The sequence below is a fragment of the Stenotrophomonas oahuensis genome (assembly GCF_031834595.1).
Taxonomy (GTDB): domain Bacteria; phylum Pseudomonadota; class Gammaproteobacteria; order Xanthomonadales; family Xanthomonadaceae; genus Stenotrophomonas; species Stenotrophomonas oahuensis.
Genome location: NZ_CP115541.1, coordinates 4260643 through 4286436 on the forward strand (window position 1 = coordinate 4260643; position 25794 = coordinate 4286436).

Annotated in this window: 26 protein-coding genes; 16 read left to right on the plus strand and 10 right to left on the minus strand. The window is 65.4% G+C overall.

From position 1 onward, the window contains the following. Positions 1-47 precede the first annotated feature (47 nt). A complete protein-coding gene (locus PDM29_RS18885; RefSeq protein ID WP_311191574.1) occupies positions 48-2846 on the minus strand; it encodes a beta-glucosidase family protein in 2799 nt (932 codons plus the stop codon). A 603-nt stretch (positions 2847-3449) separates the two neighbouring features. On the opposite strand from PDM29_RS18885, the gene imuA reads away from it, so the two are divergent. The 5 genes from imuA (at position 3450) to PDM29_RS18910 (ending at position 10028) form a co-directional block, all read left to right on the plus strand. Continuing rightward, the gene (gene imuA, locus PDM29_RS18890; protein WP_311191575.1) at positions 3450-4067 is read left to right on the plus strand and encodes a translesion DNA synthesis-associated protein ImuA; all 618 of its coding nucleotides are present in this window, start codon (positions 3450-3452) and stop codon (positions 4065-4067) included. Positions 4068-4076: 9 nt separating this feature from the next. Beyond that, entirely contained in the window at positions 4077-5492 is a 1416-nt protein-coding gene (locus PDM29_RS18895; protein WP_311191576.1) for a Y-family DNA polymerase, read from the plus strand. Beyond that, entirely contained in the window at positions 5489-8596 is a 3108-nt protein-coding gene (locus PDM29_RS18900; RefSeq protein ID WP_311191577.1) for an error-prone DNA polymerase, read from the plus strand. Before PDM29_RS18895 ends, PDM29_RS18900 begins: the two co-directional genes overlap by 4 nt. A 109-nt stretch (positions 8597-8705) precedes the next feature. Further along, positions 8706-9212, plus strand: coding sequence for a hypothetical protein (locus PDM29_RS18905; RefSeq protein ID WP_311191578.1), 507 nt, complete (start codon positions 8706-8708; stop codon positions 9210-9212). A gap of 51 nt (positions 9213-9263) precedes the next feature. Next, the gene (locus PDM29_RS18910) at positions 9264-10028 is read left to right on the plus strand and encodes a YggS family pyridoxal phosphate-dependent enzyme (RefSeq protein WP_425508693.1); all 765 of its coding nucleotides are present in this window, start codon (positions 9264-9266) and stop codon (positions 10026-10028) included. Here the strand turns inward: PDM29_RS18910 and PDM29_RS18915 are convergent. Continuing rightward, the gene (locus tag PDM29_RS18915) at positions 10017-10916 is read right to left on the minus strand and encodes a LysR substrate-binding domain-containing protein (protein WP_311191579.1); all 900 of its coding nucleotides are present in this window, start codon (positions 10914-10916) and stop codon (positions 10017-10019) included. The genes PDM29_RS18910 and PDM29_RS18915 overlap by 12 nt on opposite strands. A gap of 101 nt (positions 10917-11017) precedes the next feature. Between PDM29_RS18915 and PDM29_RS18920 the strand changes: the two genes are divergently transcribed. Next, positions 11018-11176: a hypothetical protein gene (locus PDM29_RS18920; protein WP_311191580.1), complete on the plus strand. Its 159-nt coding sequence runs from the start codon at positions 11018-11020 to the stop codon at positions 11174-11176. A gap of 138 nt (positions 11177-11314) precedes the next feature. Here PDM29_RS18920 and PDM29_RS18925 read toward each other — a convergent pair whose 3' ends face one another. The 3 genes from PDM29_RS18925 to PDM29_RS18935 form a co-directional block, all read right to left on the minus strand. Further along, positions 11315-13480: a hypothetical protein gene (locus PDM29_RS18925; RefSeq protein ID WP_311191581.1), complete on the minus strand. Its 2166-nt coding sequence runs from the start codon at positions 13478-13480 to the stop codon at positions 11315-11317. A gap of 89 nt (positions 13481-13569) precedes the next feature. Then, positions 13570-13974, minus strand: coding sequence for a VOC family protein (locus PDM29_RS18930; RefSeq protein ID WP_311191582.1), 405 nt, complete (start codon positions 13972-13974; stop codon positions 13570-13572). Between the two features lie 114 nt (positions 13975-14088). Further along, positions 14089-14637, minus strand: coding sequence for an outer membrane beta-barrel protein (locus PDM29_RS18935; protein WP_311191583.1), 549 nt, complete (start codon positions 14635-14637; stop codon positions 14089-14091). 276 nt (positions 14638-14913) lie between these two features. On the opposite strand from PDM29_RS18935, the gene PDM29_RS18940 reads away from it, so the two are divergent. From PDM29_RS18940 to PDM29_RS18950, 3 genes are read left to right on the plus strand one after another with little or no spacing between them, the layout of a single operon-like run. Next, positions 14914-15378 carry a DUF2975 domain-containing protein gene (locus tag PDM29_RS18940; protein WP_311193839.1) on the plus strand — a complete coding sequence of 155 codons (465 nt, stop codon included), beginning with the start codon at positions 14914-14916 and terminating at the stop codon, positions 15376-15378. Beyond that, the gene (locus PDM29_RS18945; protein WP_311191584.1) at positions 15378-15596 is read left to right on the plus strand and encodes a helix-turn-helix domain-containing protein; all 219 of its coding nucleotides are present in this window, start codon (positions 15378-15380) and stop codon (positions 15594-15596) included. Before PDM29_RS18940 ends, PDM29_RS18945 begins: the two co-directional genes overlap by 1 nt. Next, positions 15596-17137: a TerC family protein gene (locus PDM29_RS18950; RefSeq protein WP_311191585.1), complete on the plus strand. Its 1542-nt coding sequence runs from the start codon at positions 15596-15598 to the stop codon at positions 17135-17137. Before PDM29_RS18945 ends, PDM29_RS18950 begins: the two co-directional genes overlap by 1 nt. Here PDM29_RS18950 and PDM29_RS18955 read toward each other — a convergent pair. Next, on the minus strand, positions 17106-17501 hold the full coding sequence (locus PDM29_RS18955; RefSeq protein ID WP_282296291.1) for a RidA family protein: 396 nt from the start codon (positions 17499-17501) through the stop codon (positions 17106-17108). The genes PDM29_RS18950 and PDM29_RS18955 overlap by 32 nt on opposite strands. 130 nt (positions 17502-17631) lie before the next feature. Between PDM29_RS18955 and PDM29_RS18960 the strand changes: the two genes are divergently transcribed. The 4 genes from PDM29_RS18960 (at position 17632) to PDM29_RS18975 (ending at position 19919) form a co-directional block, all read left to right on the plus strand. Beyond that, entirely contained in the window at positions 17632-18555 is a 924-nt protein-coding gene (locus PDM29_RS18960) for a LysR family transcriptional regulator (protein ID WP_311191586.1), read from the plus strand. Then, entirely contained in the window at positions 18552-18986 is a 435-nt protein-coding gene (locus tag PDM29_RS18965) for a hypothetical protein (RefSeq protein WP_311191587.1), read from the plus strand. Before PDM29_RS18960 ends, PDM29_RS18965 begins: the two co-directional genes overlap by 4 nt. Continuing rightward, entirely contained in the window at positions 18986-19414 is a 429-nt protein-coding gene (locus PDM29_RS18970) for a hypothetical protein (RefSeq protein WP_311191588.1), read from the plus strand. The genes PDM29_RS18965 and PDM29_RS18970 overlap by 1 nt, the downstream gene beginning before the upstream one ends. Positions 19415-19496: 82 nt before the next feature. Further along, positions 19497-19919 carry a hypothetical protein gene (locus PDM29_RS18975; RefSeq protein ID WP_311191589.1) on the plus strand — a complete coding sequence of 141 codons (423 nt, stop codon included), beginning with the start codon at positions 19497-19499 and terminating at the stop codon, positions 19917-19919. 69 nt (positions 19920-19988) lie between these two features. Here PDM29_RS18975 and PDM29_RS18980 read toward each other — a convergent pair whose 3' ends face one another. Continuing rightward, the gene (locus tag PDM29_RS18980) at positions 19989-20315 is read right to left on the minus strand and encodes a hypothetical protein (RefSeq protein ID WP_311191590.1); all 327 of its coding nucleotides are present in this window, start codon (positions 20313-20315) and stop codon (positions 19989-19991) included. Between the two features lie 179 nt (positions 20316-20494). Between PDM29_RS18980 and PDM29_RS18985 the strand changes: the two genes are divergently transcribed. The 3 genes from PDM29_RS18985 to PDM29_RS18995 all read left to right on the plus strand — a co-directional run bounded on the left by PDM29_RS18985 (position 20495) and on the right by PDM29_RS18995 (position 23076). Next, complete coding sequence (locus PDM29_RS18985; protein WP_311191591.1) at positions 20495-21619, plus strand: sensor histidine kinase; 1125 nt, start codon at positions 20495-20497, stop codon at positions 21617-21619. Then, positions 21616-22389 carry a LytR/AlgR family response regulator transcription factor gene (locus tag PDM29_RS18990; RefSeq protein WP_311191592.1) on the plus strand — a complete coding sequence of 258 codons (774 nt, stop codon included), beginning with the start codon at positions 21616-21618 and terminating at the stop codon, positions 22387-22389. The genes PDM29_RS18985 and PDM29_RS18990 overlap by 4 nt, the downstream gene beginning before the upstream one ends. A 318-nt stretch (positions 22390-22707) precedes the next feature. Further along, a complete protein-coding gene (locus PDM29_RS18995; RefSeq protein ID WP_311191593.1) occupies positions 22708-23076 on the plus strand; it encodes a hypothetical protein in 369 nt (122 codons plus the stop codon). 204 nt (positions 23077-23280) lie between these two features. On the opposite strand, the gene PDM29_RS19000 is transcribed toward PDM29_RS18995, so the two are convergent. The 3 genes from PDM29_RS19000 to PDM29_RS19010 form a co-directional block, all read right to left on the minus strand. After that, positions 23281-24258, minus strand: a complete 978-nt coding sequence (locus PDM29_RS19000) for a hypothetical protein (protein ID WP_311191594.1) — start codon at positions 24256-24258, stop codon at positions 23281-23283. A gap of 487 nt (positions 24259-24745) precedes the next feature. Next, positions 24746-25510: a type I methionyl aminopeptidase gene (gene map, locus PDM29_RS19005; RefSeq protein ID WP_311191595.1), complete on the minus strand. Its 765-nt coding sequence runs from the start codon at positions 25508-25510 to the stop codon at positions 24746-24748. After that, positions 25507-25719, minus strand: a complete 213-nt coding sequence (locus tag PDM29_RS19010; RefSeq protein ID WP_125360453.1) for a ParD-like family protein — start codon at positions 25717-25719, stop codon at positions 25507-25509. The genes map and PDM29_RS19010 overlap by 4 nt, the downstream gene beginning before the upstream one ends. Positions 25720-25794: the final 75 nt, after the last annotated feature.

A 25794-nucleotide genomic window follows, 5' to 3' on the forward strand; every position in this document is an offset into this window, starting at 1 on the left:
CAGGGTCGGCAAAGGTAGCGCACGACCGTTGGTCGTGCGCCATATCGTCACCGGACGACCGTCGCCTCCAACTGCACCGGCACCCGCTGCAGCGGCTCGCTGGCCGAGCGCGACAGCTGCACCTCGTACTGCCCGGCCGCGATCTTCCACTGCTTGTCGGCGGTGTCGAAGCTGGCCAGGGTCTTCGGCTCGGCCTCGATCTGGATGCGGCGGGTCTCGCCCGGTTGCAGCGTCACCTTCTGGAACCCAACCAGCCGGATCGGGGTGGCACTGCCTTCCGGCAGTTTCAGATACAACTGCGCCACATCCGCACCGGCCACCATGCCGGTGTTGCGCACGTCCACCGTCGCAAGCACGCGCTGGCCGTCGGCCACCACGCTCAGGTTGTCATAGGCGAACTGCGTGTAGGACAGCCCATGGCCGAACGCGAACTGCGGCACCAGACCCTTGGCGGCAAACCACTTGTAGCCGACGTTGGCCCCTTCGATGTCGTAATTGATGGTCTCGTCCGGCTTGTGCTTCGGATTGAAGCCCAGCCCGTTCACCTCCGGACGCGGCAGCTGGCTGGCATCCACCGGCCAGGTCACCGGCAGGCGGCCGGACGGATTGACCTTGCCGGTCAGCAGCGCGGCAATGCCTTCGCCGCCGCGGATGCCCGGGTACCACGCCTGCAGCAGCGCCGGCACCTGCTGCAGCCACGGCAGCTCGACCGGGCCGTTGGTTTCCAGCACCACCACGGTGTTCGGATTGGCCTTGGCCACGCCGGCAATCAGCGCGTCCTGGTTGTCGGGCAGGCGCATGTGCGGCAGGTCGACCGATTCGGCCGACCACTGGGTGGCGAACACAATCGCCACTTCGGCCGCGGCAGCCGCACGTGCGGCAGCGGCCACATTGGTGCCATCCACGTAGTCGATGGTTGCGTTCGGCAGCTCGGCGCGCAGCGCCTCCAGCGGCGAGGACGGGTGGAAGATCACCGGGCCCGGCCAGGTGGTCGGCAGCACACCCGGCACCGCATTGGTGCCACGGGCGGTGTAGCCCACGTGCGACGAGCCGCCGCCACCGATCACGCCCTTGTCGGCATGCCCGCCGATCACCACGATGCGCTTCACGTCGGCCGCCAGCGGCAGCACGTTGCGTTCATTGCGCAGCAGCACGCTGCCCTCTTCCACCGTGCGCTGGGCGGCATCGAAACCGGCCTGCACGTCGATGGCCACATGCTCCGGCGGCAGGTCGAAGTTGCCGTGCGCGAACATCGTGCGCAGGATGCGCGCGACCATGTCGTCCAGGCGCGCCTGCGGCACCACCCCGCCCGCCACAGCCAGGCGCAGCGGTTCATCGAAGTACACCGCCTTGTCGAACACCTCGCCCGCCGACTGCTGGTCCAGCCCGGCCAGTGCCGCCTTCGAGCCGCTGTGCACGCCGCCCCAGTCGGACATCACGTAACCGGGGAACTTCCATTCCTGCTTGAGCACTTGGTTCATCAGGTAGTCGTGTTCGCAGCCGTAGGTGCCGTTGATCTTGTTGTACGAGCACATCACCGAACCGGGCTTGCCCTCTTCCAGCGCGATTTCAAACGCCAGCAGGTCCGATTCACGCATGGCCTGCTCGCCGATCTCGGCGCTGTGGAAGTTGCGCGAGGTCTCCATGTCATTCAGCGCGAAGTGCTTCATGGTGGAGATCACGTGCTGGCGCTGCACGCCACGGATCGATTCGCCGACCATGCGACCGGCCAGCAGCGGGTCTTCACCGGCGTATTCGAAGTTGCGGCCGTTGCGCGGGTCGCGCTGCAGGTTGACGCTGCCGGCCAGCAGGATGTTGAAACGCTGCTGCCAGGCTTCACGGCCCATGGTGGCACCGCCGGTGTAGGCGATCTGCGGGTTCCAGCTGGAGGCGGTCGACGGGCCCGACGGCATCGCGGTGGCGATGTCGCCCTTGCGGATGCCGCCGGGGTTGGTCACGCCCACGCCGGCATCGGCCGACTGCTGGGCGGGAATGCCCAGGCGCGGCACGCCCGGCACGAAGCCGGCTGAGCCTACCGCGCCTTCCGGCAGCGGACCGCCGTCCTTGCCCAGCCCGAAGTAGCTGTGCAGCATCTGGAATTTCTCGTCCACCGTCATCTGCGCCACCAGCAGGCGGGCGCGCGCGTCGGCGCTCAGGCCGGTGTCCATCCACGGGGTGGCACCACCCACCGGCGCGGTGTAATCGAGGGTCAGCAGCTGAGCCGTCAGCGGCTTGCCGTTGGCGCTGACCTGCAGCTTCACGTCCTGGGCACGGGCTGCGCTGAAGCCCTGGCGATAGCCGGCGGCACCTTCCAGCGCCACATAGCCGGTGGCTTCAGCGCGCGCGGTGTCCACGGCCCCCAGCAGCAGGGCCGGTGCACCCATGCGCGTCTGCGCGGCGGTATCGACGACCCGTGCAGGGTCGGCCTTTGGAGCCGGCGCATACAGGGCCACCACGTGGCGGCCATCGTTCAAGCGCAGGTAGCTCACGCCCGGCGCTTCCACGCCGGAAGCGGCTTCCACCGGCAGGCGCGAGAGCACCACGCGGCCGCGCGATCCGGCCGCAGCGGGGTCCACGGTGATGAAACGCGCGGTGTAGCCCAGCGCATCGGCCAGGGCCACCAGCCGGTCAGCCTCTGCGCGCTCGACGTCTTCCACGGTCAGCGCATCCACGTCCAGCGTCTGCAACTGCGCGCCCACGGTGGCGGCGTCGAGCGTGGCAGGCACCTGTTGCAGACGCAGCACGGTGAAGGCGTCCGGGCCCGCGGCCGGTGCAGCGGCGGCGGTAGCGGCCAGCGACAAGGCAATGGCAGTGGTCAGGACGAGCGGCTTTGTAATCGTTTTCATAAGCGGGCGAAACACCTTTGCTGACGCAGAAAATCCGGGGAGTCTTGCCGCAGAAGGGTGCAGCGCAGGCTGCGGAACGCGGCACGATCAGGCCCCTCCGCCTGTCGCAATGCCATTGCGCCCACAGGGGGTGAAGAGTGGTCGAGCGCGTTCATGTCTGTCAACACGACGTTGGCATGACGCGTACCGACCCGCCATGTGCGTGTTCCGATAATGGATCCGGAGCCCCGCCGGGCGTGCGCCCGGCGAACGGCGCGATCGTCCTGTGCCCGTACCAATTCGTAGTGACGCGCCACGCGTCAACCGCGCGCAGCGCGGCGCAAGCATCGGAAGACGATATCCCCGAAATTGCGCGCCATTGCCCGACGTTTGTATATGATCGAAACCGCGCGGCAGGCGTTCATGACGCCGGAACGAAAAGCAGACGCGCATGGCGCGTCTCTACGGAGCCCCCGGGCGCGCCCATCTCGGACTATTAGTATTTTTGCTAATTCCCGGTAGCATGTCGGTCTCAGCTCTTGATCTTTGCTTTCCCGACACTCCCACCATGCCCCGGCCCTCCGCCCCCGCCCAGCAGCCCTCACCCCACCAGGAGACCCCCTGATGGCCGCCGTGCGGGCGCTGGAAGACCTGCTGGCCAGCCGCCAGGTCTGGCGTGGGCAGCCGCGGGCGGTGCCTTCGGAAGCCCCGGCCCACCCGACCGGGCATCCGGCACTGGATGCGCGCCTGCCCGGTGGCGGCTGGCCGCCGGCCTCGCTCGCTGAAGTGCTGCTGGCTGCCCCCGGCCAGGGTGAACTGGCGCTGGTGTGGCCAACCCTGGCGCGGTTGAGCCAGCAACAGCAGACCGTGGTGCTGGTCGCCCCGCCCTACCTGCCGCACGCGCCGGCCTGGAGCCGCGCAGGACTGGCGCTGGCCCAGCTGCAGGTGGTGCACGCGTCCCCGCGCGAAGCGCTGTGGGCGGCCGAACAATGCCTGCGCTCGGCGGCCTGCGCGGCGGTGCTGTGCTGGCCGCAGACCACCGACGACCGCGCCCTGCGCCGCCTGCAGGTGGCCGCCGAAAGCGGCCAGTGCCTGGGCATCGCCTTCCGCGACGCGCGCTGGAGCCGCAACCCCTCCCCCGCGCCACTGCGCCTGCAACTGGACGACGGCCAGGTGCGGGTTCTCAAATGCCGCGGCGGCCAGGCACCGGCACAGCCGCTGCCGCTGGCCCGGGTGCAGTGAGGACGCGCCGTGCACTGGGCCTGCCTGCTGCTGCCACAACTGGCGCTGGACGCTGCCCTGCGCCAGCAGCCGGACCCGCGCGCGCCGCTGGTGCTGGTCACCGGCCCGATGCAGCGCCGGGTGTTGCATGCGGTCAGCCCGAGCGCGCGCCAGCTCGGCCTGCGCCGGGGCATGCTGCTGTCCGCCGCACAGGTGCTCACCCGCGACCTGCGCACGCTGGAGTACGACCCGCGCGCCGAACAGGACACCCGCCAGCTGCTGGCCAGCTGGCTGTATGGCATCAGCTCGCAGGTCAGCCTGGCCTTTCCGCATGCGCTGGCACTGGAGATCGGGGCCAGCCGTGCCCTGTTCGGCGACTGGCCGGCAATTGAACAGCGCCTGCGCGACGGGCTGAAGGAACTGGGCTTCCGCCACCGCCTGGTGGCCGCGCCCAATCCGCATGCGGCCTGGGTGCTGACCGGTGTGCATGCCCGCCTGGGCGTCGATGCGACCACGCTGGAAGCGGCCCTGGCCGACATTCCGATCAAGCGCAGTGGCCTGCCTGCAGAGGCGGTCACGGTGCTGGCCCGCTCCGGCCTGCGCACCCTGGGCACCGCCTTCGCCCTGCCCCGCGAAAGCCTGGCGCGGCGTTTTCCGCCGCAGGTACTGACCCATCTGGATGCCCTGCGCGGGCTGCATGCCGCGCCGCTGTCGTACTTCCAGCCCCCCGACCGCTTCGATGCGCGCATCGAATTCGAGTACGAGATCGAATCCACCCAGGCGCTGCTGTTCCCGCTGCGCCGCCTGACCACCGACCTCGCCGCCTTCCTGTGCTCGCGCGATGGCGGCGTGCAGCAGTTCGACCTGTGGTTCGAACACGAAAGCCACCCGGACACGCAGCTGCGCGTGGGTCTGCTGTCACCCGAACGCGATGCCGGCGTGTTGTTCGACCTGGCCCGCAACCGCGTCGACCATCTGCAGCTGCCCGCCGGCAGCCGTGCCCTGCGCCTGCAGGCCACGCACCTGCCGCCGTTCGTGCCGGCCGCGCGCGACCTGTTCGACCCGCGCCCGCAGCAGGCGATGCCGTGGGAACAGCTGCGCGAACGGCTGCGGGCGCGGCTGGGCGATGACGCGGTGCAGAGCGTGGGACTACGCGCCGAACACCGCCCGGAACGCGCCAGCGGTGATGCCAGCGGTGCCCCCAAGGCCCCGCCGCCGGCGCTGCCGCTGCGCCCGGGCTGGCTGCTGCCGACCCCGCAACTGCTGCGCGACCCGGAGCTGCGCATTCTGTCCGGACCGGAACGAATCGAATCGGGCTGGTGGGACGAAGGCGACGTGCGCCGCGACTACTACGTGGTGGAAACCGGCACCGGCCAGCGCGGCTGGGCCTACACCGCCGCCGGCGCGCGACATGGTCCGTTCATGCTGCATGGCTGGTTCGCATGAGCACCGACCTGCCCGACTACGCCGAACTGCATTGTCTTTCAGCCTTCAGTTTCCAGCGCGGTGCCTCGATTGCCGACGAGCTGTTCGAGCGCGCCAAAGAACAGGGATACCGCGCGCTGGCGATCACCGACGAGTGCTCGCTGGCCGGCATCGTACGCGCCTGGCAGGCGGCGAAGAAACACGAACTGGCGCTGATCACCGGTGCTGAATTCCAGATCGAAAACGGCCCCAAAGTGGTGTTGCTGTGCACCGACCTGGCCGCCTATGCCGCGCTGTGCCAGCTGATCACCACCTGCCGCCGGCGCGCACCCAAGGGCCAGTACCAGTGCCTGCGCGAAGACTTCGACGCATTGCCCGACGGCCTGTTATGCCTGTGGCCAGCACGCACGCCCAATTCGGAAGATGCACGTTGGCTGCAGGCGCGCTTTCCGCACCGGCTGTGGCTGGCGGTGGAACTGCACCGCGAAGCCGATGACGTGGAACGGCTGGAAGCCCTGCTGGAGTTCGGCTATGCCCACGACATCCCGCTGGTGGCCAGCGGCGACGTGCACATGCACGTGCGCCGCCGCCGCGCGCTGCAGGACACACTGACCGCGATCCGCCAGCACTGCACCATCGCCGATGCCGGCTGGCACCTGTTTCCCAATGGCGAACGCCACCTGCGCACGCGCCAGGCGCTGGCCGCGCTGTACCCGGCCGAACTGCTGGAAGAAACCCTGCGTATTGCCGCGCGCTGCACGTTTGATCTCAAACAGCTGCAATACACCTATCCGCACGAACTGGTGCCGGCCGACCACGACCCGGCCAGCTGGCTGCGCGCGCTGGTCGAAGAAGGCATCCGCTGGCGCTGGCCGGGCGGCACCTCGACCCGGCAGCGCAACCTGATCGAGCACGAACTGAAACTGATCAACGGCAAACAGTACGAGTCGTATTTTTTAACCGTGCACGACATCGTGCGCTTCGCGCGCAGCCAGCAGATCCTGTGCCAGGGCCGCGGCTCGGCGGCCAACTCGGTGGTGTGTTACGTGCTGGGCGTGACCGAGATCGACCCCAGCCACATGGAACTGCTGTTTGAGCGTTTTATTTCGGCAGAGCGCGACGAACCGCCGGACATCGACATCGATTTCGAGCACGAACGCCGTGAGGAAGTGCTGCAGTACGTATTCAACCGCTATGGCCGCGAGCGTGCCGCGCTCACTGCGGTGGCGATCAGCTATCGCGGCCGCAGCGCGGTGCGCGACGTGGCCCGTGTACTCGGCCTGCCCCCGGACCAGGTCAACGAACTGGCCGCCTGCCTGGATCGCTGGAGCAGCCACGAACCGCTGCCCGAGGCGCTGCGCGAACGCGGCTTCGACCCGGACACCCCGCTGATGCAGCGGGTGGTGGCGCTGACCGCCGAGCTGGTGGATTTCCCACGTCACCTGTCTCAGCACCCGGGCGGTTTCGTGATTTCCGAACACCCGCTGTCCACCTTGGTGCCGGTGGAAAACGCGGCCATGAACCACCGCACGGTGATCCAGTGGGACAAGGACGACCTGGATGCCACCGGGCTGATGAAGGTCGACTGCCTGGCGCTGGGCATGCTCACTGCGGTGCGCAAATGCCTGGCGGTGCTGCAGGGGCGAGGCGTACGCACGACTGCGGGCGAGGTGCTGACCATGGCGCGCCTTCCCGCCGACGATGTACCCACCTACGACATGATCTGCCGCGCCGACACCCTGGGCGTGTTCCAGATTGAATCGCGCGCGCAGATGGCGATGCTGCCGCGCATGCAGCCGCGCTGCTTCTATGACCTGGTGATTGAAGTGGCGATCGTGCGACCCGGTCCGATCCAGGGCGACATGGTGCATCCCTACCTCAACCGGCGGAAGCAGCTGAAGGAAACAGGCACCGAAGAGATCGACTACCCGCCGGAGCTGGAGAAAGTCTTCAAACGCACCCTCGGCGTGCCGCTGTTCCAGGAACAGGTGATGCAGCTGGCGGTGGCCGCGGCCGATTTCACGCCCGGTGAAGCCGACGCGCTGCGCCGCTCGATGGCCGCCTGGAAACGCCATGGCGGGCTGGAGCCGCACCGCGACAAGCTGCTGGCCGGCATGGCGAAGAACGGCTACAGCCGCGAATACGGCGAACGCCTGTTCGAGCAGATCAAGGGCTTCGGCAGCTACGGTTTCCCGGAAAGCCACGCCGCCAGCTTCGCGCTGATCACCTATGTGAGCTGCTGGCTGAAATGCCACCATCCGGCTGCGTTCGCCGCCAGCCTGATCAACAGCCAGCCGCTGGGGTTCTATACCCCCGACCAGATCCTGCAGGACGCGCGCCGGCATGGCGTGGCGGTGCTGCCGGTAGATGTGCGCCACAGCGACTGGGACTGCACGCTGACGCCGGACCCGGACAGCCCCGGCATCCGCCTGGGTCTGCGCATGATCGACGGCTTCAGCGAGACGATGGCGCTGGCGCTGATGCAGGCGCGTGCGCGTGGGGCGTTCGACAGCGTGGCCGATCTCAGCCAGCGCGCGCGGCTGGACCGTCGCCACCAGGGCCTGCTGGCCGACGCCGGGGCATTGAAGGGCTTGAGCGGACACCGGCACCGCGCCCGCTGGGATGTGTCCGGTGTGGAAAAGCCGCTGCCGCTGTTCGACAACGTGCGCGCCACAGACGATGCCGAGGTCGCGCTGCCCGCACCGAGTGCGTTCGAGGACATGCAGGCCGACTACAACAGCACCGGCACCACCCTGGGCCGGCATATGGTGTCGTTCATCCGCCCGCTGCTGGAGCAGCGCCGCTGCCAGCGCTCGGACCAGCTGGCGCAGCTACCACACGGGCGCAGCGTGCGCTTTGCCGGGCTGGTGCGCATGCGCCAGCGCCCGCAGACCGCCAGCGGCGTGACCTTTCTAACGCTGGAAGACGAGTACGGCATGGTCAATGCCGTGGTCTGGCGACGCACCGCCGACCGCCAGCACCGGGTGCTGGTGGAAGCGCAGCTGATGCAGATCGACGGCCGCCTGGAACGGGTGGATGGCGTGCAGCACCTGATCGTGCAGCGCATGCATAACATCGACGAGCTGATTGCCGGGATCCGCACGTCCAGCCGCGATTTCCATTGACGGCCTGTGACCTGCTTCACGCAAACGAACCGATTCGGACTTTTCTGACTGGTGTCATAAACCCGCAATCGGGTATTGTCGCTGCCATTCCAAGGATCCGGAGCCGCCTGTGTCGCGCGCACTCACTCTCACCACGCTGGTGGTATCCAGTCTTGCCCTTATCGTTTCGGGGTGGACCGCCATCAAGCTGCACCAGAGCCAGTCTGACCAGCGCGTCATCACCGCACGGGGGCTGGTCATCCAGGACGCCAACGGCCAGGCCCGGGTCATTCTGGGCGCACCGGTGCCCGACCCGGTCAGCCAGGGGGTCACCCAGGGGCCCCGCGCCTCACCGCTGTCCGGCTTGATCCTGCTCGGGGCGGATGGCTCCGAACGGGGCGGCTATGGCACCGCCGATGTCGGCGACGAAGCCGTGCTCACCCTCGACGACGCCCGCGGCACCACGGAAGTCTTCAAGGTCACCGCCAACCCGGACCGCGGTGCCACCCTGGTGGTGAAGCACCAGAACAACACCGGGGCCATGCTGAGTTCCTGGCAGGGCAAACCGGAACTGATCTTCCTCAGCGACAACGGCCAGTCGCATTACGTCCGCCCGGGGTCTCAAGCAGCCCCCTGACGTGACCACCCGCGTGCGAAAATCCCTATACATCCGCACCCGGTTCGGCCCGTGTCCATTGCCCCGCCCGTCTGGCCACAAGCCAGCACCGTTGAAGACTTCCGCCACAACCTGGACGCCGTGCACGCGCGCATTGCCGCCGCCTGCGCCCGTGCCGGCCGCGATCCGCACAGCGTGCGCCTGCTGCCGGTCAGCAAGACCGTCGACGAAGCCCGGCTGCGGCTGGCCTACCAAGCCGGCTGCACCGAACTGGGCGAAAACAAGGTGCAGGAAGCCAAGGCCAAAGCCGAAGCGATGGCCGACCTCGGCATCCGCTGGTCGGTGATCGGCCACCTGCAGACCAACAAGGCCCGCGACGTCGCCCGCTTCGCCAGCGAGTTCCAGGCGCTGGACAGCCTGCGTGTGGCCCAGGCGCTGGACCAGCGCCTGGAACTGGAACAGCGTCAGCTGGATGTGTTCGTGCAGGTCAACACCTCCGGCGAAGCCAGCAAGTACGGGCTGGATCCGATTGAAGTGGCTGACTTCGTGCAGCAGCTGCCGGCCTTCCAGAACCTGCGCGTACGCGGGCTGATGACCCTGGCGCTGTTCTCACCCGATCCCGAACAGGTGCGCCCCTGCTTCGTGCGCCTGCGCGAACTGCGTGAGCGCCTGCAGCCCACCCTGCCCGCGGGTGTCAGCCTGGATGAACTGTCGATGGGCATGTCCGGCGATTTCGAGATCGCCATCGAGGAAGGTGCGACGGTGGTGCGTGTGGGCCAGGCGATCTTTGGAGCGCGGGCGACGCCGGATAGTCATTATTGGCCGTCAGCCGGGTGATCCGGTCATGTGGGCTGCATGGGCCTTGGCTTCTGCCATCACCCATTCGCGGAACGCCAGGAACCCCTGATGCGTCGCCGAGCGCGCGGGATACACCAGCCAGTGCGACCAGCGCGTTTTCAGGCGATGCGGTGACAACGCGATCAACTGCCCGGACTGCAGCAACAGCTGCGCTCGTGTCACCCGTCCCAATGCCACGCCGATCCCATCCAGCGCCGCACGGTGGTGCGATTCGGAATCGTTGAGCATGGCGACGTAACGGCTCGGCGCGCGCTCGCCAGTCAACGCAAACCAACGCTGCCATTCGCCGTCCGGATCCCCCAGCAACGGCCATTGCGACAACGCGATGGTCTCCACGCCCCCCATCCGCGCCACCAGCGCCGGGCTGGCCATCGGCACCAGCCAGTCGTCGAACAGCGGCTCGGCGGTCACCCCGGGCCACTGCCCGGACCCCACGCGCAACGCCGCATCCACCTGCAGTTGCCGCTCGAAATCGGTCAGCCGCTCGGTCGATTCCAGATTGATCTCGATCTGCGGATACGCGGCCACGAACTGACCCAGGCGCGGCACCAGCCAGTTCGATGCCATCGACGGCACCGCACTCACCGTCAGCACCCGATCGTGCCGTGCGGCGAACGGCTGGAACGCCTCGCCAATTGCATCCAGATGCGGCCCCACCTGCTCCAGCAGGCGCTGCCCTTCCGGGGTCAGCCGCACCCCGCGTGCCTGCCGCAGCAGCAGCGGATAGCCCAGGCGCTGCTCCAACTGACGCATCTGGTGGCTGAGCGCGCTGACCGTCAGGTTCATCGATTCGGCGGCACGGGTCAGGTTGCCCAGGCGGGCCGCGACCACGAAATTGTGCAGCGCCTGCAAGGGCATCCGGGACATTGAGGCTTGAATCCTGTTCAAGTCGAAGTTGCGGAAATGTCGCTTTTCCGGTGCCGATGGTGCGCTCAAGATGACGGCTATTCAAGCCTTGAGGTGACGCCATGAACATCTACGAAGGGTTGTTGTTCCTGCACGGGCACGTGGCCAGCGCCGAGCTGGCCCGGCAGTTGGTTGAGCCTGAAATTGTGGAACCCGTAGTGACACGCCATGCGTGTCATGAACCGCCGGAATGCGCGGAAGACGCATCTTTACCGTCATGAGCGACCAGAGTTCACGTTGACACGCATGGCGTGTCACTACGCGTATATTCCGAGCAAGCCCGCCCCCCACACCCGTCGTGGCCGTAGCGTCCACCATTTGGCACATAGATGCCTGGGTCAGGGGCGGGCCCTTTTCCGTCAACGCGGGGCCGGCAGCACGCGCGGCCGGCTCTCGTACCACTCGCGCGCGCCGGCCAGATGCCACTGGCGCTGGTCGCCGTCCAGCTCGATGCCCGCGCCCAGCACGCCCCAGCGCAGATACAGGTCCCCCTTCTTCTGCGCCTTGGCCATCTGCAATCGCGCTCGCAGCGACAGGCGCTCGTTCTCTGCCTGCAGATCGTCAATGGTCACCGCGCCGCGCTTCCAACGCAGCTGCCCGGTCGCCTGCACCTCCCCCGAATCCAGCAGCCCCAGCACCCAGCGCGGGTACGCGCTGCGTTCGGCGAACACGCCCAGCAGCGGCCCCGCATCACGCAGGCGCACATCTGTCTGTGCATCCACCTCGAACGGTGCCGCCGCGTCGATCTTGCCCTCACGCAGGGTCAAGCTGCCCCACCATGCTGCATCGCCCTTGCCGTCGCCGGTGCGGATATTCCGCAACAACACCGTGCTGCCGCCCAGATCGAACTGCTTGGCCTCCAGGTCCGCGCGTTTCAGTTGCGCCTTGACCTGCGCATCGCCGGCCAACTGCATCCCGGCCACCTGAAGCTGTGCACCGCGCCCACGCAGGTCGGCGCGACCGCGCCCTACCCGGCCCGACGTATCCAGCTCCACATCGCCGCTCAGCAGTCCGGTACCGCCGAGCAGGCGCACGCTGCCTTCGCCCAGATATCGGTTGTACGCGGTCAGGTCGGGTACCCGTGCGTCGGTGAACTGCAGCCGCGATTGCAGCGTGTCGCGCATCTGCTGCAAGCGGGCATCGGCCTGCAGTGCCAGGTCCATGTTCTGCCCTTCAAACAGCACCTGCTTCTCGCCGGATGCCGCCGCGCGGAACGTCGGAATGCGCACATCCAGATGTGCCTGCGCCGGCTTGCCTGCTGCAATGCGTCCCTTGGCCCGCGCATCGCCCTGCATGCGCACGCCGGCCACTTCGGCCACCGCCGCCACCTTGGGGATATCCAGCGTACTGCCCGGGGCCAGCGTGCCATCCACGATCTTGAGGTCGGCGTTGAGCAAGCCGCCGCCATCCAGATGGAACCACGGCTTGCGCACGAACAGGTCGGCGATCCAGTTCAGCGACTCGAACTGCCACGCGCCACGCACCTCGCCCGACAGTCGCGGCAGCAACGTGGCCGGGGCCTCGAACGGAATCTTCCGCCCTGCCACTTTCAGGTCTGCATCCAGCTCACTGCCCGTGTCTTCATCGCGCGGTAACCGCGCCTGAACGCGGATGTCCTGCGCCACGTCCAACTGCAAGGCCAGCAGCCCGCGGTCGGTGGCGTGCACGCCGGCATGCAGCGGCAAGCGCCACACCAGCCGGCTGCCCGGGCGTAGTTCGCCACGATCCAACCCCAGTGCGCCCTTGATGTGCGCTTCGGCCGGTGCCGTGCCGACCTTGGCGTGCGCCCCGGCGGTATCGATCTGCAAGGCGCGACTGCGGCCCTCGATCTCCAGGCTGGCCTGCACCAGTCCGAACTTGCGGATACCCGGCGCTTCGTCGCGGTAATGCCGCGGGTAGCTGAAGCGCGCATCCAGCCGCGTGTCTTCCAGCAGCTTTACACCGTCCCAGCTCACCGTGGCGTCTTTGAACCCGGCGTTGGAATCCAGCAGCTCTGACGGGCCGCCCTTGATCTGCTTGACGAAGCCGACCGTACCATCGCCCTTGCCGGCAATCATCAACTTGCCGAAACGGGCGCTGTGGATGCTGTCGCTGTGGATCGCATCCAACCGCATCACCCAGCCGCGGTCACCGCGCGGCGGTGGCGGGATGGCTTTCTCCACCCGTTCCACTTCAGCCTCGACATCGGTCGCGTTGATGCGCGGAATGTGGACCTCCTTGCGTACCAGTGCCGGCAGCGAAATCCACGCGCTGGCGCGTTCGGCGCGGAAGATATACACCGTGTGGTTGGCCTGGCCGCGAATACGGATGTTCCAGACAATGGCGTGCCCCGGCAGCAGGGTCACGGCGGGCCCGGTCTGCAGGGTGAACTTCTCCGGCTTGCGGTTCACCACTGTTTCGAACAACGGCGTGTTGAGAAACACGTTTCCGGCCAGCAGGTACACCGCGTAGATCGCCAGGAACCACAGCAGCGCGGTGCGCCATGGCCAGGGCAATCGTCGCACACGCTCAGGAATCAACGGCATCGGGGAAGGAGGAAGAACGCAGACATGCGTCCACTATCGGCAACGCCCGCGCGATGCCGCGTGAAAGCCCCCGCGTTCTGCTTACCGGTTCAGCCCGGGCGACGCTCCGGGTCCCAGGCATTGGGCTGCCACAGTTCGACCTTGTTGCCGTCCGGATCGACGATCCACGCGAACGCCCCGTTCTCGTGCGGCTCCGGCCCGGCCACCACCTGCACGCCGGCCTCACGCAACTGCGCCAGCAATGCGTCCAGGTCATCGACCCGGTAGTTGATCATGAAGGCCGAGTCACTGGGGCTGAACCATTGCGTGTCGCGCTCGGCTACATGCCAGACGGTCAGGCCGCCATCATCGGCGCGGTCATCCGGCCAGCGCAGCACCGCGCCGCCAAAGTCCTCCAGCGCCATGCCCAGGTGCTGGCGGTACCAGTCGGCCAGTTCCTTGCGGTCGCCACGCGCCTTGAAGAACACCCCACCAATTCCGGTCACCTTCGCCATCACGCCCTCGAGCACCGTTATGTGCGCCGAGGGTACACCAGGGCAGGGAAAAAAAACGGCAGACCGTTGCCGGCCTGCCGTCCGCATCGACGAGGATGCTGGTAACGCGTGCTATCAAAAACGGAATTCGCCACCCAGGCTGTAGGTGTCCACGTCCACGTCCACGCCGCTGAAGTCACCCTGGCGACGGTCATAGTTCAGGCTCAGGCCCCAGCGACGGCTGAAGTCGTAGCCAACGTTCACGCCGTAGTACGGCTTGGTCGAGCTTTCGTCATCGACCACGTCCCAGGTGTCTTCGCGGACCTGCGCGGTCATGCGCGCGATACCTGCACGGGCACCGATGAAGAAGCCGGTGTTGTCCGCGCCGAAGTTCTTCTTGACCACCAGACCGGCACCGATCGAGACCAGGTCCAGCTCTTCGTCGTAGCCCACGCTCTTGTTGTACAGCGAGCCGACATGGCCTTCCACACCGATGTTCGGGGTGAACCAGTAGCCACCGCCGAGGATCGCGGCGGTGTCGGATTCGCTGCCGCGGAAGCCGTCGAAGCTGACTTCGGTTTCGCTGCTGCCGAGCTCGCCGCGGACAAAGGCCTGGCCGGCGAAGGCGTTGGTGGACAGGGTGGCCAGTGCAAGGGCGGCGGCCAGGGAGACGTACTTCTTCATTGAAATCCTTCCAGGGAGTTTTTGGTGCCCATCCGGGCGGTGCCAACTCTGCCCTCTGTTCATGCTCATGTCAATTTTCCGTTAATACCGCCTTCACGCATCACTCAGCGCTCGCTACAGGGCTGGACAGCCCCCAGTCTTATCGTTTATCAATAAATAGACGGCCACTGGCGGCCGTCCATTCCGGAGGCCCGCGTGGCAGGCAGTACCGACCGCCCCCCTGCGTCGGGCGACATCGTTCACTTCACCCGCATCGCACTGCGCGCCGTCATGGCCCTGTGCTGGCTGGGCATCCTGGCGGCGCTGTGCGCCTTCCCCATCGTCTACTTCGACCGCAGTTGGCTGCTGCAGGCTGCAGGCCTTAGCGCCGAGCAGGCGCAGCAGCAGTGGCTGTTCCCGCACTTCAGCCTGGGCCTGCTCGGCATCGTGGTGCTGCTCAGCATCGGCCTGGTGTTCCTGCGCCACCTGCAGCGCTTCGTGCGTGCGGTGCGCGGCGGGCACCTGTTCGCGCACGGCCATGCGCTTCGGCTGCGGCGCATGGCCTGGCTGATGCTGGCAATGGAACTGCTGTCGATTGCCATTGGTCTGCATGCCAGCTGGATGGGCCCAGCGTTCGCGTGGATGGAGGTCGGCGGCGGCATGTCGATCACCGGCCTGATCGCGGTGCTGATGCTGTTCGTGATGGCGCGCGTGTTCGAGGCCGGTGCGGCCATGCGCGAAGACCTGGACGGCGTGGTCTGATGGCGGTGGTCATCACCTTGGACCAGATGCTGGCCAAGCGGGGAATGACCCTGTCAGAGCTGTCCGCGCGGGTGGACATCACCCTGGCCAATCTGTCGATCCTGAAGACCGGCAAGGCCAAAGCCATCCGTTTTTCCACGCTGGACGCCATCTGCCGTGAGCTGCAGTGCCAGCCCGGCGATTTGATGATGCATGACCCTGATAAGGCAGATATTTAATGGAATGGCTCGCTGACCCCAACCTCTGGCTGGGGCTTGCAACCTTGGTGGTGCTGGAAATCGTTCTCGGCATCGACAACCTCGTCTTCATCGCGATCCTTGCCGACAAGCTGCCGCCGCATCAGCGCGACCGCGCACGGATGATCGGCCTGACCCTGGCCCTGCTGATGCGGCTGGTGCTGCTGGCCGCGCTGTCGTGGATCATGAAGCTCACCGAGCCCCTGTTCGAGGTGTTCGGGCACAGCTTCTCCGGACGCGACCTGATCCTGCTCGGCGGCGGCATATTCCTGCTGTTCAAGGGCACCATGGAGCTGCACGAGCGCCTGGAAGGCCGCGAACACAACGAGAATGGCAGCAAGGTGTACGCGGGTTTCGCCGCTGTGGTCACCCAGATCGTGGTGCTGGACGCGGTGTTCTCGCTGGACTCGGTAATCACCGCAGTCGGCATGGTCGACCACCTGGGCGTGATGTACGCCGCGGTGACCATCGCCATGGCAGTGATGATGCTGGCCAGCAAGCCGCTGACGCGCTTCGTCAACAAGCACCCCACCGTGGTGGTGCTGTGCCTGGGCTTCCTGTTGATGATCGGTTTCAGCCTGGTCGCCGAAGGCTTGGGTTACAAGATTCCGAAGGGCTATCTGTACGCCGCGATTGCGTTCTCGATCCTGGTGGAAAGCTTCAACCAGTGGGTACGTTTCAACCGTGAGCGCAACGAAAAGCGCCTGCCGTTCCGTCAGCGCACGGCCGATGCGGTGCTACGCATGCTGGGCGCACAGCCCAGGCAGGGCCATGACGACGAACACGAAGAAGGTACGGACGAAGAGCGCTTGGAGCCAGCCGAGCAGGACATGATCCGCAGTGTGCTCAGCCTGGCCGATCGTCCGGTGTCGAGCGTCATGACGGTGCGTGCGGATCTGGAATGGATCGACACCGGTCGTGGTGAGGCGCATGCGATGCAGAAGCTGATCGACTCGCCGCACACCCGCATGCTGGTGGCCGAGGGCGACCTGGACCAGGTGCAGGGCATCGTGCAGAGCCGCGACCTGCTGGCGGGCGTGCTGAAGGGCAAGCCGCTGTCATTGCAGGATGCGCTGCGCGAGCCGGCGTATGTGATTTCCAGCGCCAGCGTGCTGCAGGCGCTGGAGGTGATCCGCGAACAGCCGGTGCCGGTGGCGGTCGTGGTGGATGAGTACGGCAGCGTGGAAGGCCTGGTCACCGCCAACGACCTGCTGGCGGCGATTGCTGGCGACCTGGCCGACACCCAGGATGAACGTTATGGCGTGCAGACGCAGGCTGACGGCAGCTGGGAAGCCGACGGTGCCCTGACCCTGGATGACCTGCAGCGCCTCACGGGGATCAACTTCCCACGACACGCGCGCTACCAGACCCTGGCCGGTTTGCTGCTGCAGCAGTTGGATCGTCTGCCGGTGGAAGGCGACGCCATTGAGCACGAGGGTTACACAGTGCAGGTGGAGGCCATGGACCGCAGGCGCGTCACCCGCCTGCGGATCAACGCTCCGGCAACTTCGCCACCACCTTGAACTCCACGTCGAACCCGGCCAGCCAGGTCACCCCTACTGCGGTCAGCGTCGGATGCGGGGCCTCGCCCCAGTACTCCATCACCACCGGCCACACCCGTTCCAGGATGTTGGCCGGGTCGATCATGAACACTGTCACATCCTGCACGTCATCGAACGTGCAGCCGGCCTCGGCGAGGATCGCGTTGAGGTTCTGAAACGCCCGCCGGACCTGCGCCTCGACGTCCGGCTCGGGGGAACCGTCTTCCCGACTCCCGACCTGCCCGGAAACAAACAGCAGGCCGTTGGTCTTCACCGCCGGCGAATAGCGGTAACGGTCATACAGATCCTGCCGCCCCTTCGGAAACACCACATCACGCTTAGCCATGAAACTCTCCACGGGGCTGCGCCCCTGATTGCGATGGCACCATGCTGGACCTGCCCCGGCCACGGATAAACCGCCCCGTTTGTCCATCACTGTTTGTAGAATCCAAACAATCACCCCCTCAGGAGCGCCGATGGACCGCTTCGATGCCATGCGCGCCTTTGCCCGGGTCGTGGAGACCGGCAGCTTCACCCAGGCCGCGCAGACCCTGCATATGAGCCGCACCACCGTGACCCAGTTGGTACAGCAGTTGGAGGCCCGGTTGCGGGTGCGCCTGCTCAACCGCACCACCCGGCAGGTCAACGTCACTGCCGACGGCGCGGCCTACTACGAGCGGGTGATTCGCCTGCTGGCCGACCTCGACGATGCCGAGACCAGCCTGTCCACCTTCGCTGCAAACCCCCGCGGTCGGCTGCGGGTGGACGTGCCCAGCCCGCTGGCACGGCTGATCATCGTCCCTGCCCTGCACGACTTCCACGCCCGCTGGCCGGACATCCAGCTCGACCTGGGTGCCAGCGACCGCCATGTCGATCTGATCGACGAGAACGTGGACTGCGTGATCCGTGGTGGTGCGATCACCGATCCTTCGCTGGTGGCCCGCCATATCGGCGACCTGCAGGCCGGGTTGTATGCCGCACCGGCCTACCTGGAAAAACATGGCACCCCGGTACACCCGTCCGAACTGGAAGCCGAGCCGCACCAGATCATCGGCTACCTGCGCAAACACGGCGGACGCCTGCTGCACGTCACCCTGCAGCGCGGTACTGAACGGCTCACCGTGCAGGGGCGACACACCTTCGCCATGGACGACGGCAATACCTACATGGCGGCGGGGCTGGCCGGGTTGGGCGCGATCTGGTTGCCCGACTACATGGCCGATGCGCACGTGCAGCGCGGCGAACTGGTACGGTTGTTCCCGGACTGGACGCTGGATGCGATGCCCTTGAACCTCGCCTTCCCGCCCAACCGGCATGTCAGCGCCAAGCTGCGGGTGTTCATTGACTGGGTGGTGGAACTGATGGATCGACACGTACCGGTACGGAGGCCGACGCAATGATCGAGGGCATGCTGGATATCTTTGGTACACGTCTCACACTGACTTTTGCGGCGATCGCGCTGCTGTATCTGCTGTGGTCGACCGCGCCGATCTGGTGGCCAATGCAGCGGGTGCTGCGGCGGAAGGACCTCCAGCAGCGGTGGAGTTTTGTCTTTACTGCACTTGCGTTGATCTATGGCGCAACTGCACTGGTGCTTGTTCCGCTGGTTGCGATGCTGAAGCTGCATGAGCTGTTGGTTCAACCCGCTCATCTGCCGTGGTCATGGATCGTGACGCCTGGTGCGTGGGTGATCGAACATGACCGAAAGGTATTTGCTGCAGTGTTGGCACTTTCTCCCCTGCTGTTGACCTGGTGGATCACCCGCACGCTGGCCACACACTGGACAGTGCTGTGCACACGCAGTGCCACTCCGCCCAAGGACCCACGCTGATGCAACTGTCTGACGATGGATTCAACTGGCTGATGTGGCTGTTGTTTGAACAGGGGCTGTGGATCGTCTGGATCAGCACACCGATCTGGTGGCCGGCACTCCGGGTGCTGATACAGCGCGGCCGTCTGCCGCGCCCGCTGGCTTACATCACCGTCTGCGCCGCGCTGGGCTATGGCTTTGTTGCCGCCGTGCTGCTGGTTGCCGTTGTTCCGGTCAAAGTCATCGGCATCTATCTGGTGCCGCAACTGCTGGAGGCCGGCATTGCCGGTGGCGAGCAACTGCAGGCCGCGGACCAGGAAATGAGCTTCCTGACGGCAGCACTGCTCTTCTCCGTGCCGTTCGCGGCGATCTTCGGCTCGCGCACGCTGACCCGCCGCTGGCCCGCGCTCTGCGGCCTCGGGACATCTAACGACCGGACAACCGGATGACCGGATGACCGGATGACCGGATGACTGGTAGGGTCCCGCATCTCGTTACAATTGCCGCAACGGACTCTCTGCAAGGATCGCAATGCAACCGGCAACGGTCGAAACCTATTTCCGCACTCGACGTGTTCTCACCAGCCTGCTGGTCTGGCTGCTGTGTGCACCCGGCATCTTCTTTCATTGCGCGTTTGCCATCATTGCAGGGGGATCGCTCCTTACCGGGCAACACCTCTCTCCATTTGACGCCAGCGAAGTACTGGCCGGCGTGTTCGGCGTCATCACCCTGTTCGCCTGGGTTGCGCTGGGCTGGATGGATTACCGCTGGATGGAAGACCGTACCTTTCATTGGGCGTGGCCCGTATTTGGAACCCTGATCGCGCTCGTCGCAGCTGTATTCACCCATATCCTTGCGCTGATCTTCGCTGGACCCGGCATTCTGTTGGCGACCTACCTCTGCATCTGGCACATCCGCCGGGCGCGGCTGGACGCGGCTGGGGCGGCCGGCTGACCAACGGTCATGCCTTCCCGAACGCGGCACCGCTATCGGCGGTCGACTGTCGTGCGACCCTACCGCGTCTCATTGCCGCGGCAACGGCACTATCACCAACGTATCACCCTTGCACGCATCCACATCGCGATACACCGCTTGACGCCCATTGCGAAACTGCAGGCGCACATCAAAGCGGCAACCCGCCTGCCCCAGCCGCACCGTCGTACTCCCACCGCCTCCGGGCACCGGGTCGATCACGCGCGGCAGGTAAGCCTCACTCCCCTGCGCGGCCACCTCCACCGCAACAACACTGTCATGCGCACGATTGAGCAGCGTCAGGTAGCGCGCCTGACCGGCCAGCGCCACACCCGAAAGCAACAGAGTGCACATCACGGCAATACGCGTCACGATCATGGCAGCAGCTCCTTCAGTTGGGGGTGGCTGCATCAGAGCCCCCCGCAACCGGGCACGCCACCGATCGGGGACGAATCGTAGCCACACCGGGACCAATCGCAGCGGGCCCATTCCCACACTTCTCCCACCACCCCACCACGCCTAAGATGACCCTGGCCCTTCGGCCCAGGACCCCGGTCATGCCCATCCGCCTTGGCACCACCTCCCTGCCCGTGCACCGTTACCTCGCACTCTGGGGCGTGGTAATCGTGGTTTTCGCCATCCAGGACTGGATCGCCGGGCATGTCCACGGCCAGCACTGGTCATGGTTCACCCACCTGCGCTGGTCGGCCATTCAATGGGGCACCTGGGCCGCATTGGCTCCCCTCGTGTTCCGCCTGGGCGCACGCTATCCGCTGCTCAGCGAAGCACGCTGGGTCGGTCTGGGCCGCCACATACTGCTCAGCTTCGGCATCACCTCGGCCGCCATGGCGATCGGTGCGCTGGTGTCCACCTTCTTTGAACCCAGCGGCTTCTTTGAACAGCTGGCGTACTTCATTGCCCAGCACTTCGCCATCGGCCTGCTCACCTACTGGGCGCTGCTGGCGATCCAGCAGGCGCTGCACTACCACGCCGAAAAATCGCGCCGTGAACTGGAATCCGCACGACTGGCTACCGAACTGGCACAGTCGCGGCTGGTCGCGCTGAAGTCGCAGCTGCAGCCGCATTTCCTGTTCAACACGCTGCACGCCATCATCACCCTGCTTGACGAAGATAAGCTGTCCGCCGAAGACATGCTGCTGCGCCTGAGCGAACTGCTGCGTGCCTTCCTGGAGGATTACGACGGCCAGGAGATCCAGCTGCGGCAGGAACTGGATCTGCTGGAGCTGTACCTGGGCATCCAGCGCACCCGCTTCAAGGACAGGCTCACGACCCGCACCTACATCGCCCCCGACGCGTTGGATTGCGCGGTGCCCAGCCTGATCCTGCAACCGCTGGTGGAGAACGCCGTCCGCCACGGCATCGGCCAGCGCGTCGGCAGTGACGTAATTGAAATTGAAGCGCGTCGCGACGGCGACAGCCTGCTGCTGGAGGTCCGCAACCGCAACAGCGTGCTGGAAGCCGGCGACAGCAAGGCGGCCGGCCACGGCATCGGCATGGCCAACACCCGCCTGCGACTGCGTGAGCTGTACGGCGACGCCGCCGAGGTCCGGCTGGACATTACCTGGCCCGAAGGCGTGGCCTGCCGTGTGCGCCTGCCGTTCCGGGAAATGGAAAACGCGGAGGATGCGCCCGAGTTCAATACCGGACTGGCGGCACCATGAGCATCACCGCACTGGTGGTGGACGACGAGCCGATCGCGCGACGGGCCATTGTGCGGCTGCTGGAGCAGGATCCCGACATCACCGTGCTGGGTGAATGCGGCGACGGCGTATCGGCAGTCAAGGACATTCGCGCGCAGTCACCCGACCTGGTGTTTCTGGACATCCAGATGCCCGCCATCACCGGGCTGGATGTGGTCGCGACCATTGGTGCGGAACGCATGCCCGCCACGGTGTTCGTCACCGCCTACGAGCAATACGCGGTGAAGGCGTTCGAAGCGAACGCGGTGGACTACCTGGTCAAGCCTTTCAGCCGTGAACGTTTCGCCGCCACGCTGCAGCGGGCCAAGGCGCGGCTGACGCAGGCCGGCGGCACCGGCGCACAGACGTCGCAACAGATCCTGCAGGCGCTGGATGCCTTGCGTCAGCGCGACCAGTACCTCGAACGCATTCCGGTTCGGGTGGACGAGCATGTCGTGCTGGTGCCGGTGGATGACATCATCTGGATCAAGGCGTCACGCAACAGCGTGCTGATCCATGTACCGGGGCATGTGCATGAACTGCGGCAGACCATGACCCAGCTCACAGCCCAGCTGGATCCTCGTCACTTTGCTCGCGTTCACCGCTCGGCTATCGTGAATGTGCGGCGGGTGAAAGCGATCCATCCGTGGTTCAACGGCCATCACGTAGTGACGCTGGATAACGGGCAGCAGCTGCGGATGAGCCGATACCAGAACGAGGCGTTCCTGAAATTGGTGTCGACGCGGACGTGATTGTGGGCTGTGGCTGTGGCTGTGGCTGTGGCTGTGGCTGTGGCTGTGGCTGTGGCTCTGACGTGGACGTGGACGTGGACGTGGACGTGAAATGGTAGGGTCGCACGACAGTCGACCGCCGATAGGCGATCAACGTCCGGTAGGGCATGACATTGGACGACAACGTATGCCCGTCAGAGTCCATGCCCTAATGCGCCGATCACCTTTATCGGCGGTCGACTGTCGTGCGACCCTACCGAGCCTCCGCCTGTCCGGCATCGGGCAGTCAAACAACCCGCTACCCCGTCAGCACATCCGCTATGATCCAAGCAGGCAAAGATGATCCAAAGGCAAGGGGACGAAGTGAATCGATGGGACAAGCCCTTCCAGCTGGGGTGGGGCCGTTTTGCTCGCGTGGCCATTATGTTCCTGCTGCTTGCCGCAGGCTGTATTGCATTGGACTCAGGCGAAGATGACATCGGCGCGGGCACCCCCATGGCAATCTCGGTGGTGCTGATGCTGGCTTATCAGGCGACTGGATGGCGGCGCATGCAGAGGGCGCACGCGGTCGAGCCCCTTTCGCTGTCGCAGCTGGATCGCGTGATGAAGGTGATGATCGGTCCGATCATCCCGGCCGTCATCTGGGTAGTGGTCATCATCGCCCCGATTCCAATCTACCTGATCTACTTCATCATCAATCTCCGGTAGGGTCGCACGCCAGTCGACCGCCAATAACGGCGATCGGTGCTGCAGGGCATGGACCCTGCCGGGCATAGGCTTTCTCCAAAGTTCATGCCCTACCGGGCGTTGAACGCCTATCGACGGTCGACTGTCGTGCGACCCCACCATGCGTTTCCGCGAACTGCGCGAAGCACGCCAGAACGCCAGAACGCCAGAACGCCAGAACGCATGTTACGCAGGACCGAGTCCGATGGTGTTTCCATCGCTGGAATGACGGATCATGATTTTCCCCCTGTTCCCATTCTGATCCCAGTAAAACGCTTCCAGGTGCTCGGCAATGGACGGATTGGGATAGATCCAGCACGAGATGCGCGCCACCGATGCTTTCCCTGAATACTTATTCACCGTGAACCACGGTGCCAGATGCTCCTCTCCTGATGGAGGGTTACTGGGATAACGGAAGCTGCGCTTCTCCCCCACGGCGAATGCAATGTGAACCTTGGAACGCCAGCCGCCCTTCTCCCACCGATAGTGCGGCTTGTTCAGTTCGTGGGAGTTGGATAGATCCCTCACGATCCGTAACGATTCATCCTTGAACCCGATGTAGTACATGTCGATGTCCACCCACATGGAGTCCAGTTCATCCTCCCGTTCGATCTTGAAGGAATCAACGGTATGAACGACCTCCGGAACCATGATCGCTTGAATCCAACTGTCGAAATGTCCAGGACCGGTGGTAGTGTGGTTTGTCTTGAACGTACTGCCGTCAGGCGAAATGACCATCGCGGAAGCTTTGATGTTCGTGCTTCTCGCCGCAATCAGGTAGCGCATGACCGTCTGGACACCCGCAGGCGCAGCCTCCGTTGCCGCAGCATCACCGTCCCCCTGCTCGCGTCCAACCGTCCATCCGTACTCAAAGACGGGGTTGTACTGTGCCGTCGGCAAAGAGCTCTCGTCGTAGAAGTCGATCAACTTGATTCCGTCCAACTGACTCTGACTCAGCGTAACGACGTTACCGTTTGCGTCCAAAGCCCTGATTTCGATAGAAATCGGCATCTGTTGGTAGCCGTTGGCATATATGGGGGCGTCGACAAACTCCCTGCCCTGGCATTTAACCCGAAACCAATCCAGCGTCTTCCACGCTGTCTGCGCTTCAACGCCGTCGTCGGGAGTCTTCTGCCCTACTGAATCTGCAGAATCATTGCTCATCACACGTTTCTCCTTGGTTGGATCCGTTTGGCTTGAACAGCAACCAACATGGATCGCAAGCAGGGAGGGCGCGCGACGCACAGAAGCGCCCGCGCAGGGCTGCACCGAACAGATGAAGTCACAACAGGACACGGTATCGCCTTGGCCGCCCCGCCGGACCGTCCACCGCTCGCGATTCACCCCCGTGAGGCTCGGACGCTACGCCCGGCGCTGTTAGAAGCGCGTCATGATCTGAAAGACTGAAGAGCAATGCTGAGGTTGCTTCGGTAGGGTCGCACGACAGTCGACCGCCGATAACGGCGATCGGCGCTTTAGGGCATGGACTCTGACGGGCATAGGCTTTCCCCCAAGGTCATGCCCTACAGGACGTTGAACGCCTATCGGCGGTCGACTGTCGTGCGACCCTACCAAAGCACCAGCAAAGCACCAGCAAAGCACCAGCAAAGCACCACCAGAGCGCCACCCTCCACCGCACCATCCGCGGCGATCAAGGGGCGCGCTCGCCCTCGCGCACCGTCAACACCTGCACACCATCAGCGGTCACCAGCACGGTGTGCTCGAACTGCGCGGAAAGCTTGCCGTCGCGCGTGGTCACGGTCCAACCGTCATCGCTGTGGTCAATCGCCGCGCGCCCCTGGTTGATCATCGGCTCGATGGTGAAGGTCATGCCCTCTTCCAGCTCCAGCCCGGCACCGCGCTTGCCGTAGTGCAGCACCTGCGGCTCTTCATGCATCTCACGGCCAATGCCGTGGCCGCAGAATTCCTTCACTACGCTATAGCCGTGCGCCTTGGCGTGCTGCTGAATGGCGAAGCCGATATCACCCAGCGTTGCCCCAGGGCGCACCACCTCGATGCCTTTCCACATCGCCTCGCGGGTGACCCGCACCAGGCGCTTGGCGGCGTAGTCCACCTCGCCGATCAGGTAGGTCTTGCTGGAATCGGCGATGAAGCCGTTCTTCTCGAGGGTGATATCGAGGTTCACGATGCTGCCGGCACGCAGGATGTCGTTGGCCGAGGGCACGCCGTGGCAGACCACGGTGTCGATGGAGGTGTTGAGCACGTATTCGAAGCCGTACTGACCCTTGCTGGCCGGGCGGGCCTGCAGTTCGTCGACGATGAAGCGCTCCACCCAGTCGTTGACCTGCAGGGTGGACATGCCTTCCAGCTGCAGCTGGTCCAGCGCTTCGAACACGCGTGCCAGCAGACGACCGGATTCGGCCATCAGGCGGCGTTCTTCGGGGGTCTTGATCATGCTTCGGCCACCCTCAGTGCGCCGGGGTCGACCCCGGCGGCGCGTAGTTCGCGACAGACGATCTCCTGGTAGCTCAGGCCGGGGTTCATTTCGCAGAGCATGCCGACCTTGATCCAGAAGCCCGCTTGGGCATTGATGGAGCGGCCGGAAACGGCGCTGGCGCGGCGCAGGTTGTCGTGCAGCTGGTCGTCAATGTTGACGATGCCCATGGGGGCTCCGGGTGTATATGAACCATATATGGTACGCATATGCCCCGGTAGAGTCGACCCCCGGTCGACTGCACG

Bases quoted from the DNA above. Each gene is read 5' to 3' on its own strand.
- PDM29_RS18900 (WP_311191577.1), top strand. From the start codon at position 5,489: ATGAGCACCGACCTGCCCGACTACGCCGAACTGCATTGTCTTTCAGCC.
- PDM29_RS18945 (WP_311191584.1), top strand. From the start codon at position 15,378: ATGGCGGTGGTCATCACCTTGGACCAGATGCTGGCCAAGCGGGGAATG.
- PDM29_RS18920 (WP_311191580.1), top strand. From the start codon at position 11,018: ATGAACATCTACGAAGGGTTGTTGTTCCTGCACGGGCACGTGGCCAGC.
- PDM29_RS18915 (WP_311191579.1), bottom strand. From the start codon at position 10,916: ATGTCCCGGATGCCCTTGCAGGCGCTGCACAATTTCGTGGTCGCGGCC.
- PDM29_RS18960 (WP_311191586.1), top strand. From the start codon at position 17,632: ATGGACCGCTTCGATGCCATGCGCGCCTTTGCCCGGGTCGTGGAGACC.
- PDM29_RS18990 (WP_311191592.1), top strand. From the start codon at position 21,616: ATGAGCATCACCGCACTGGTGGTGGACGACGAGCCGATCGCGCGACGG.
- PDM29_RS18925 (WP_311191581.1), bottom strand. From the start codon at position 13,480: ATGCCGTTGATTCCTGAGCGTGTGCGACGATTGCCCTGGCCATGGCGC.
- PDM29_RS18950 (WP_311191585.1), top strand. From the start codon at position 15,596: ATGGAATGGCTCGCTGACCCCAACCTCTGGCTGGGGCTTGCAACCTTG.
- PDM29_RS18985 (WP_311191591.1), top strand. From the start codon at position 20,495: ATGCCCATCCGCCTTGGCACCACCTCCCTGCCCGTGCACCGTTACCTC.
- PDM29_RS18975 (WP_311191589.1), top strand. From the start codon at position 19,497: ATGCAACCGGCAACGGTCGAAACCTATTTCCGCACTCGACGTGTTCTC.
- PDM29_RS18885 (WP_311191574.1), bottom strand. From the start codon at position 2,846: ATGAAAACGATTACAAAGCCGCTCGTCCTGACCACTGCCATTGCCTTG.
- PDM29_RS19000 (WP_311191594.1), bottom strand. From the start codon at position 24,258: ATGAGCAATGATTCTGCAGATTCAGTAGGGCAGAAGACTCCCGACGAC.
- PDM29_RS18965 (WP_311191587.1), top strand. From the start codon at position 18,552: ATGATCGAGGGCATGCTGGATATCTTTGGTACACGTCTCACACTGACT.
- map (WP_311191595.1), bottom strand. From the start codon at position 25,510: ATGATCAAGACCCCCGAAGAACGCCGCCTGATGGCCGAATCCGGTCGT.
- PDM29_RS18955 (WP_282296291.1), bottom strand. From the start codon at position 17,501: ATGGCTAAGCGTGATGTGGTGTTTCCGAAGGGGCGGCAGGATCTGTAT.
- imuA (WP_311191575.1), top strand. From the start codon at position 3,450: ATGGCCGCCGTGCGGGCGCTGGAAGACCTGCTGGCCAGCCGCCAGGTC.
- PDM29_RS18935 (WP_311191583.1), bottom strand. From the start codon at position 14,637: ATGAAGAAGTACGTCTCCCTGGCCGCCGCCCTTGCACTGGCCACCCTG.
- PDM29_RS18980 (WP_311191590.1), bottom strand. From the start codon at position 20,315: ATGATCGTGACGCGTATTGCCGTGATGTGCACTCTGTTGCTTTCGGGT.
- PDM29_RS18995 (WP_311191593.1), top strand. From the start codon at position 22,708: ATGATCCAAAGGCAAGGGGACGAAGTGAATCGATGGGACAAGCCCTTC.
- PDM29_RS18970 (WP_311191588.1), top strand. From the start codon at position 18,986: ATGCAACTGTCTGACGATGGATTCAACTGGCTGATGTGGCTGTTGTTT.
- PDM29_RS18930 (WP_311191582.1), bottom strand. From the start codon at position 13,974: ATGGCGAAGGTGACCGGAATTGGTGGGGTGTTCTTCAAGGCGCGTGGC.
- PDM29_RS19010 (WP_125360453.1), bottom strand. From the start codon at position 25,719: ATGGGCATCGTCAACATTGACGACCAGCTGCACGACAACCTGCGCCGC.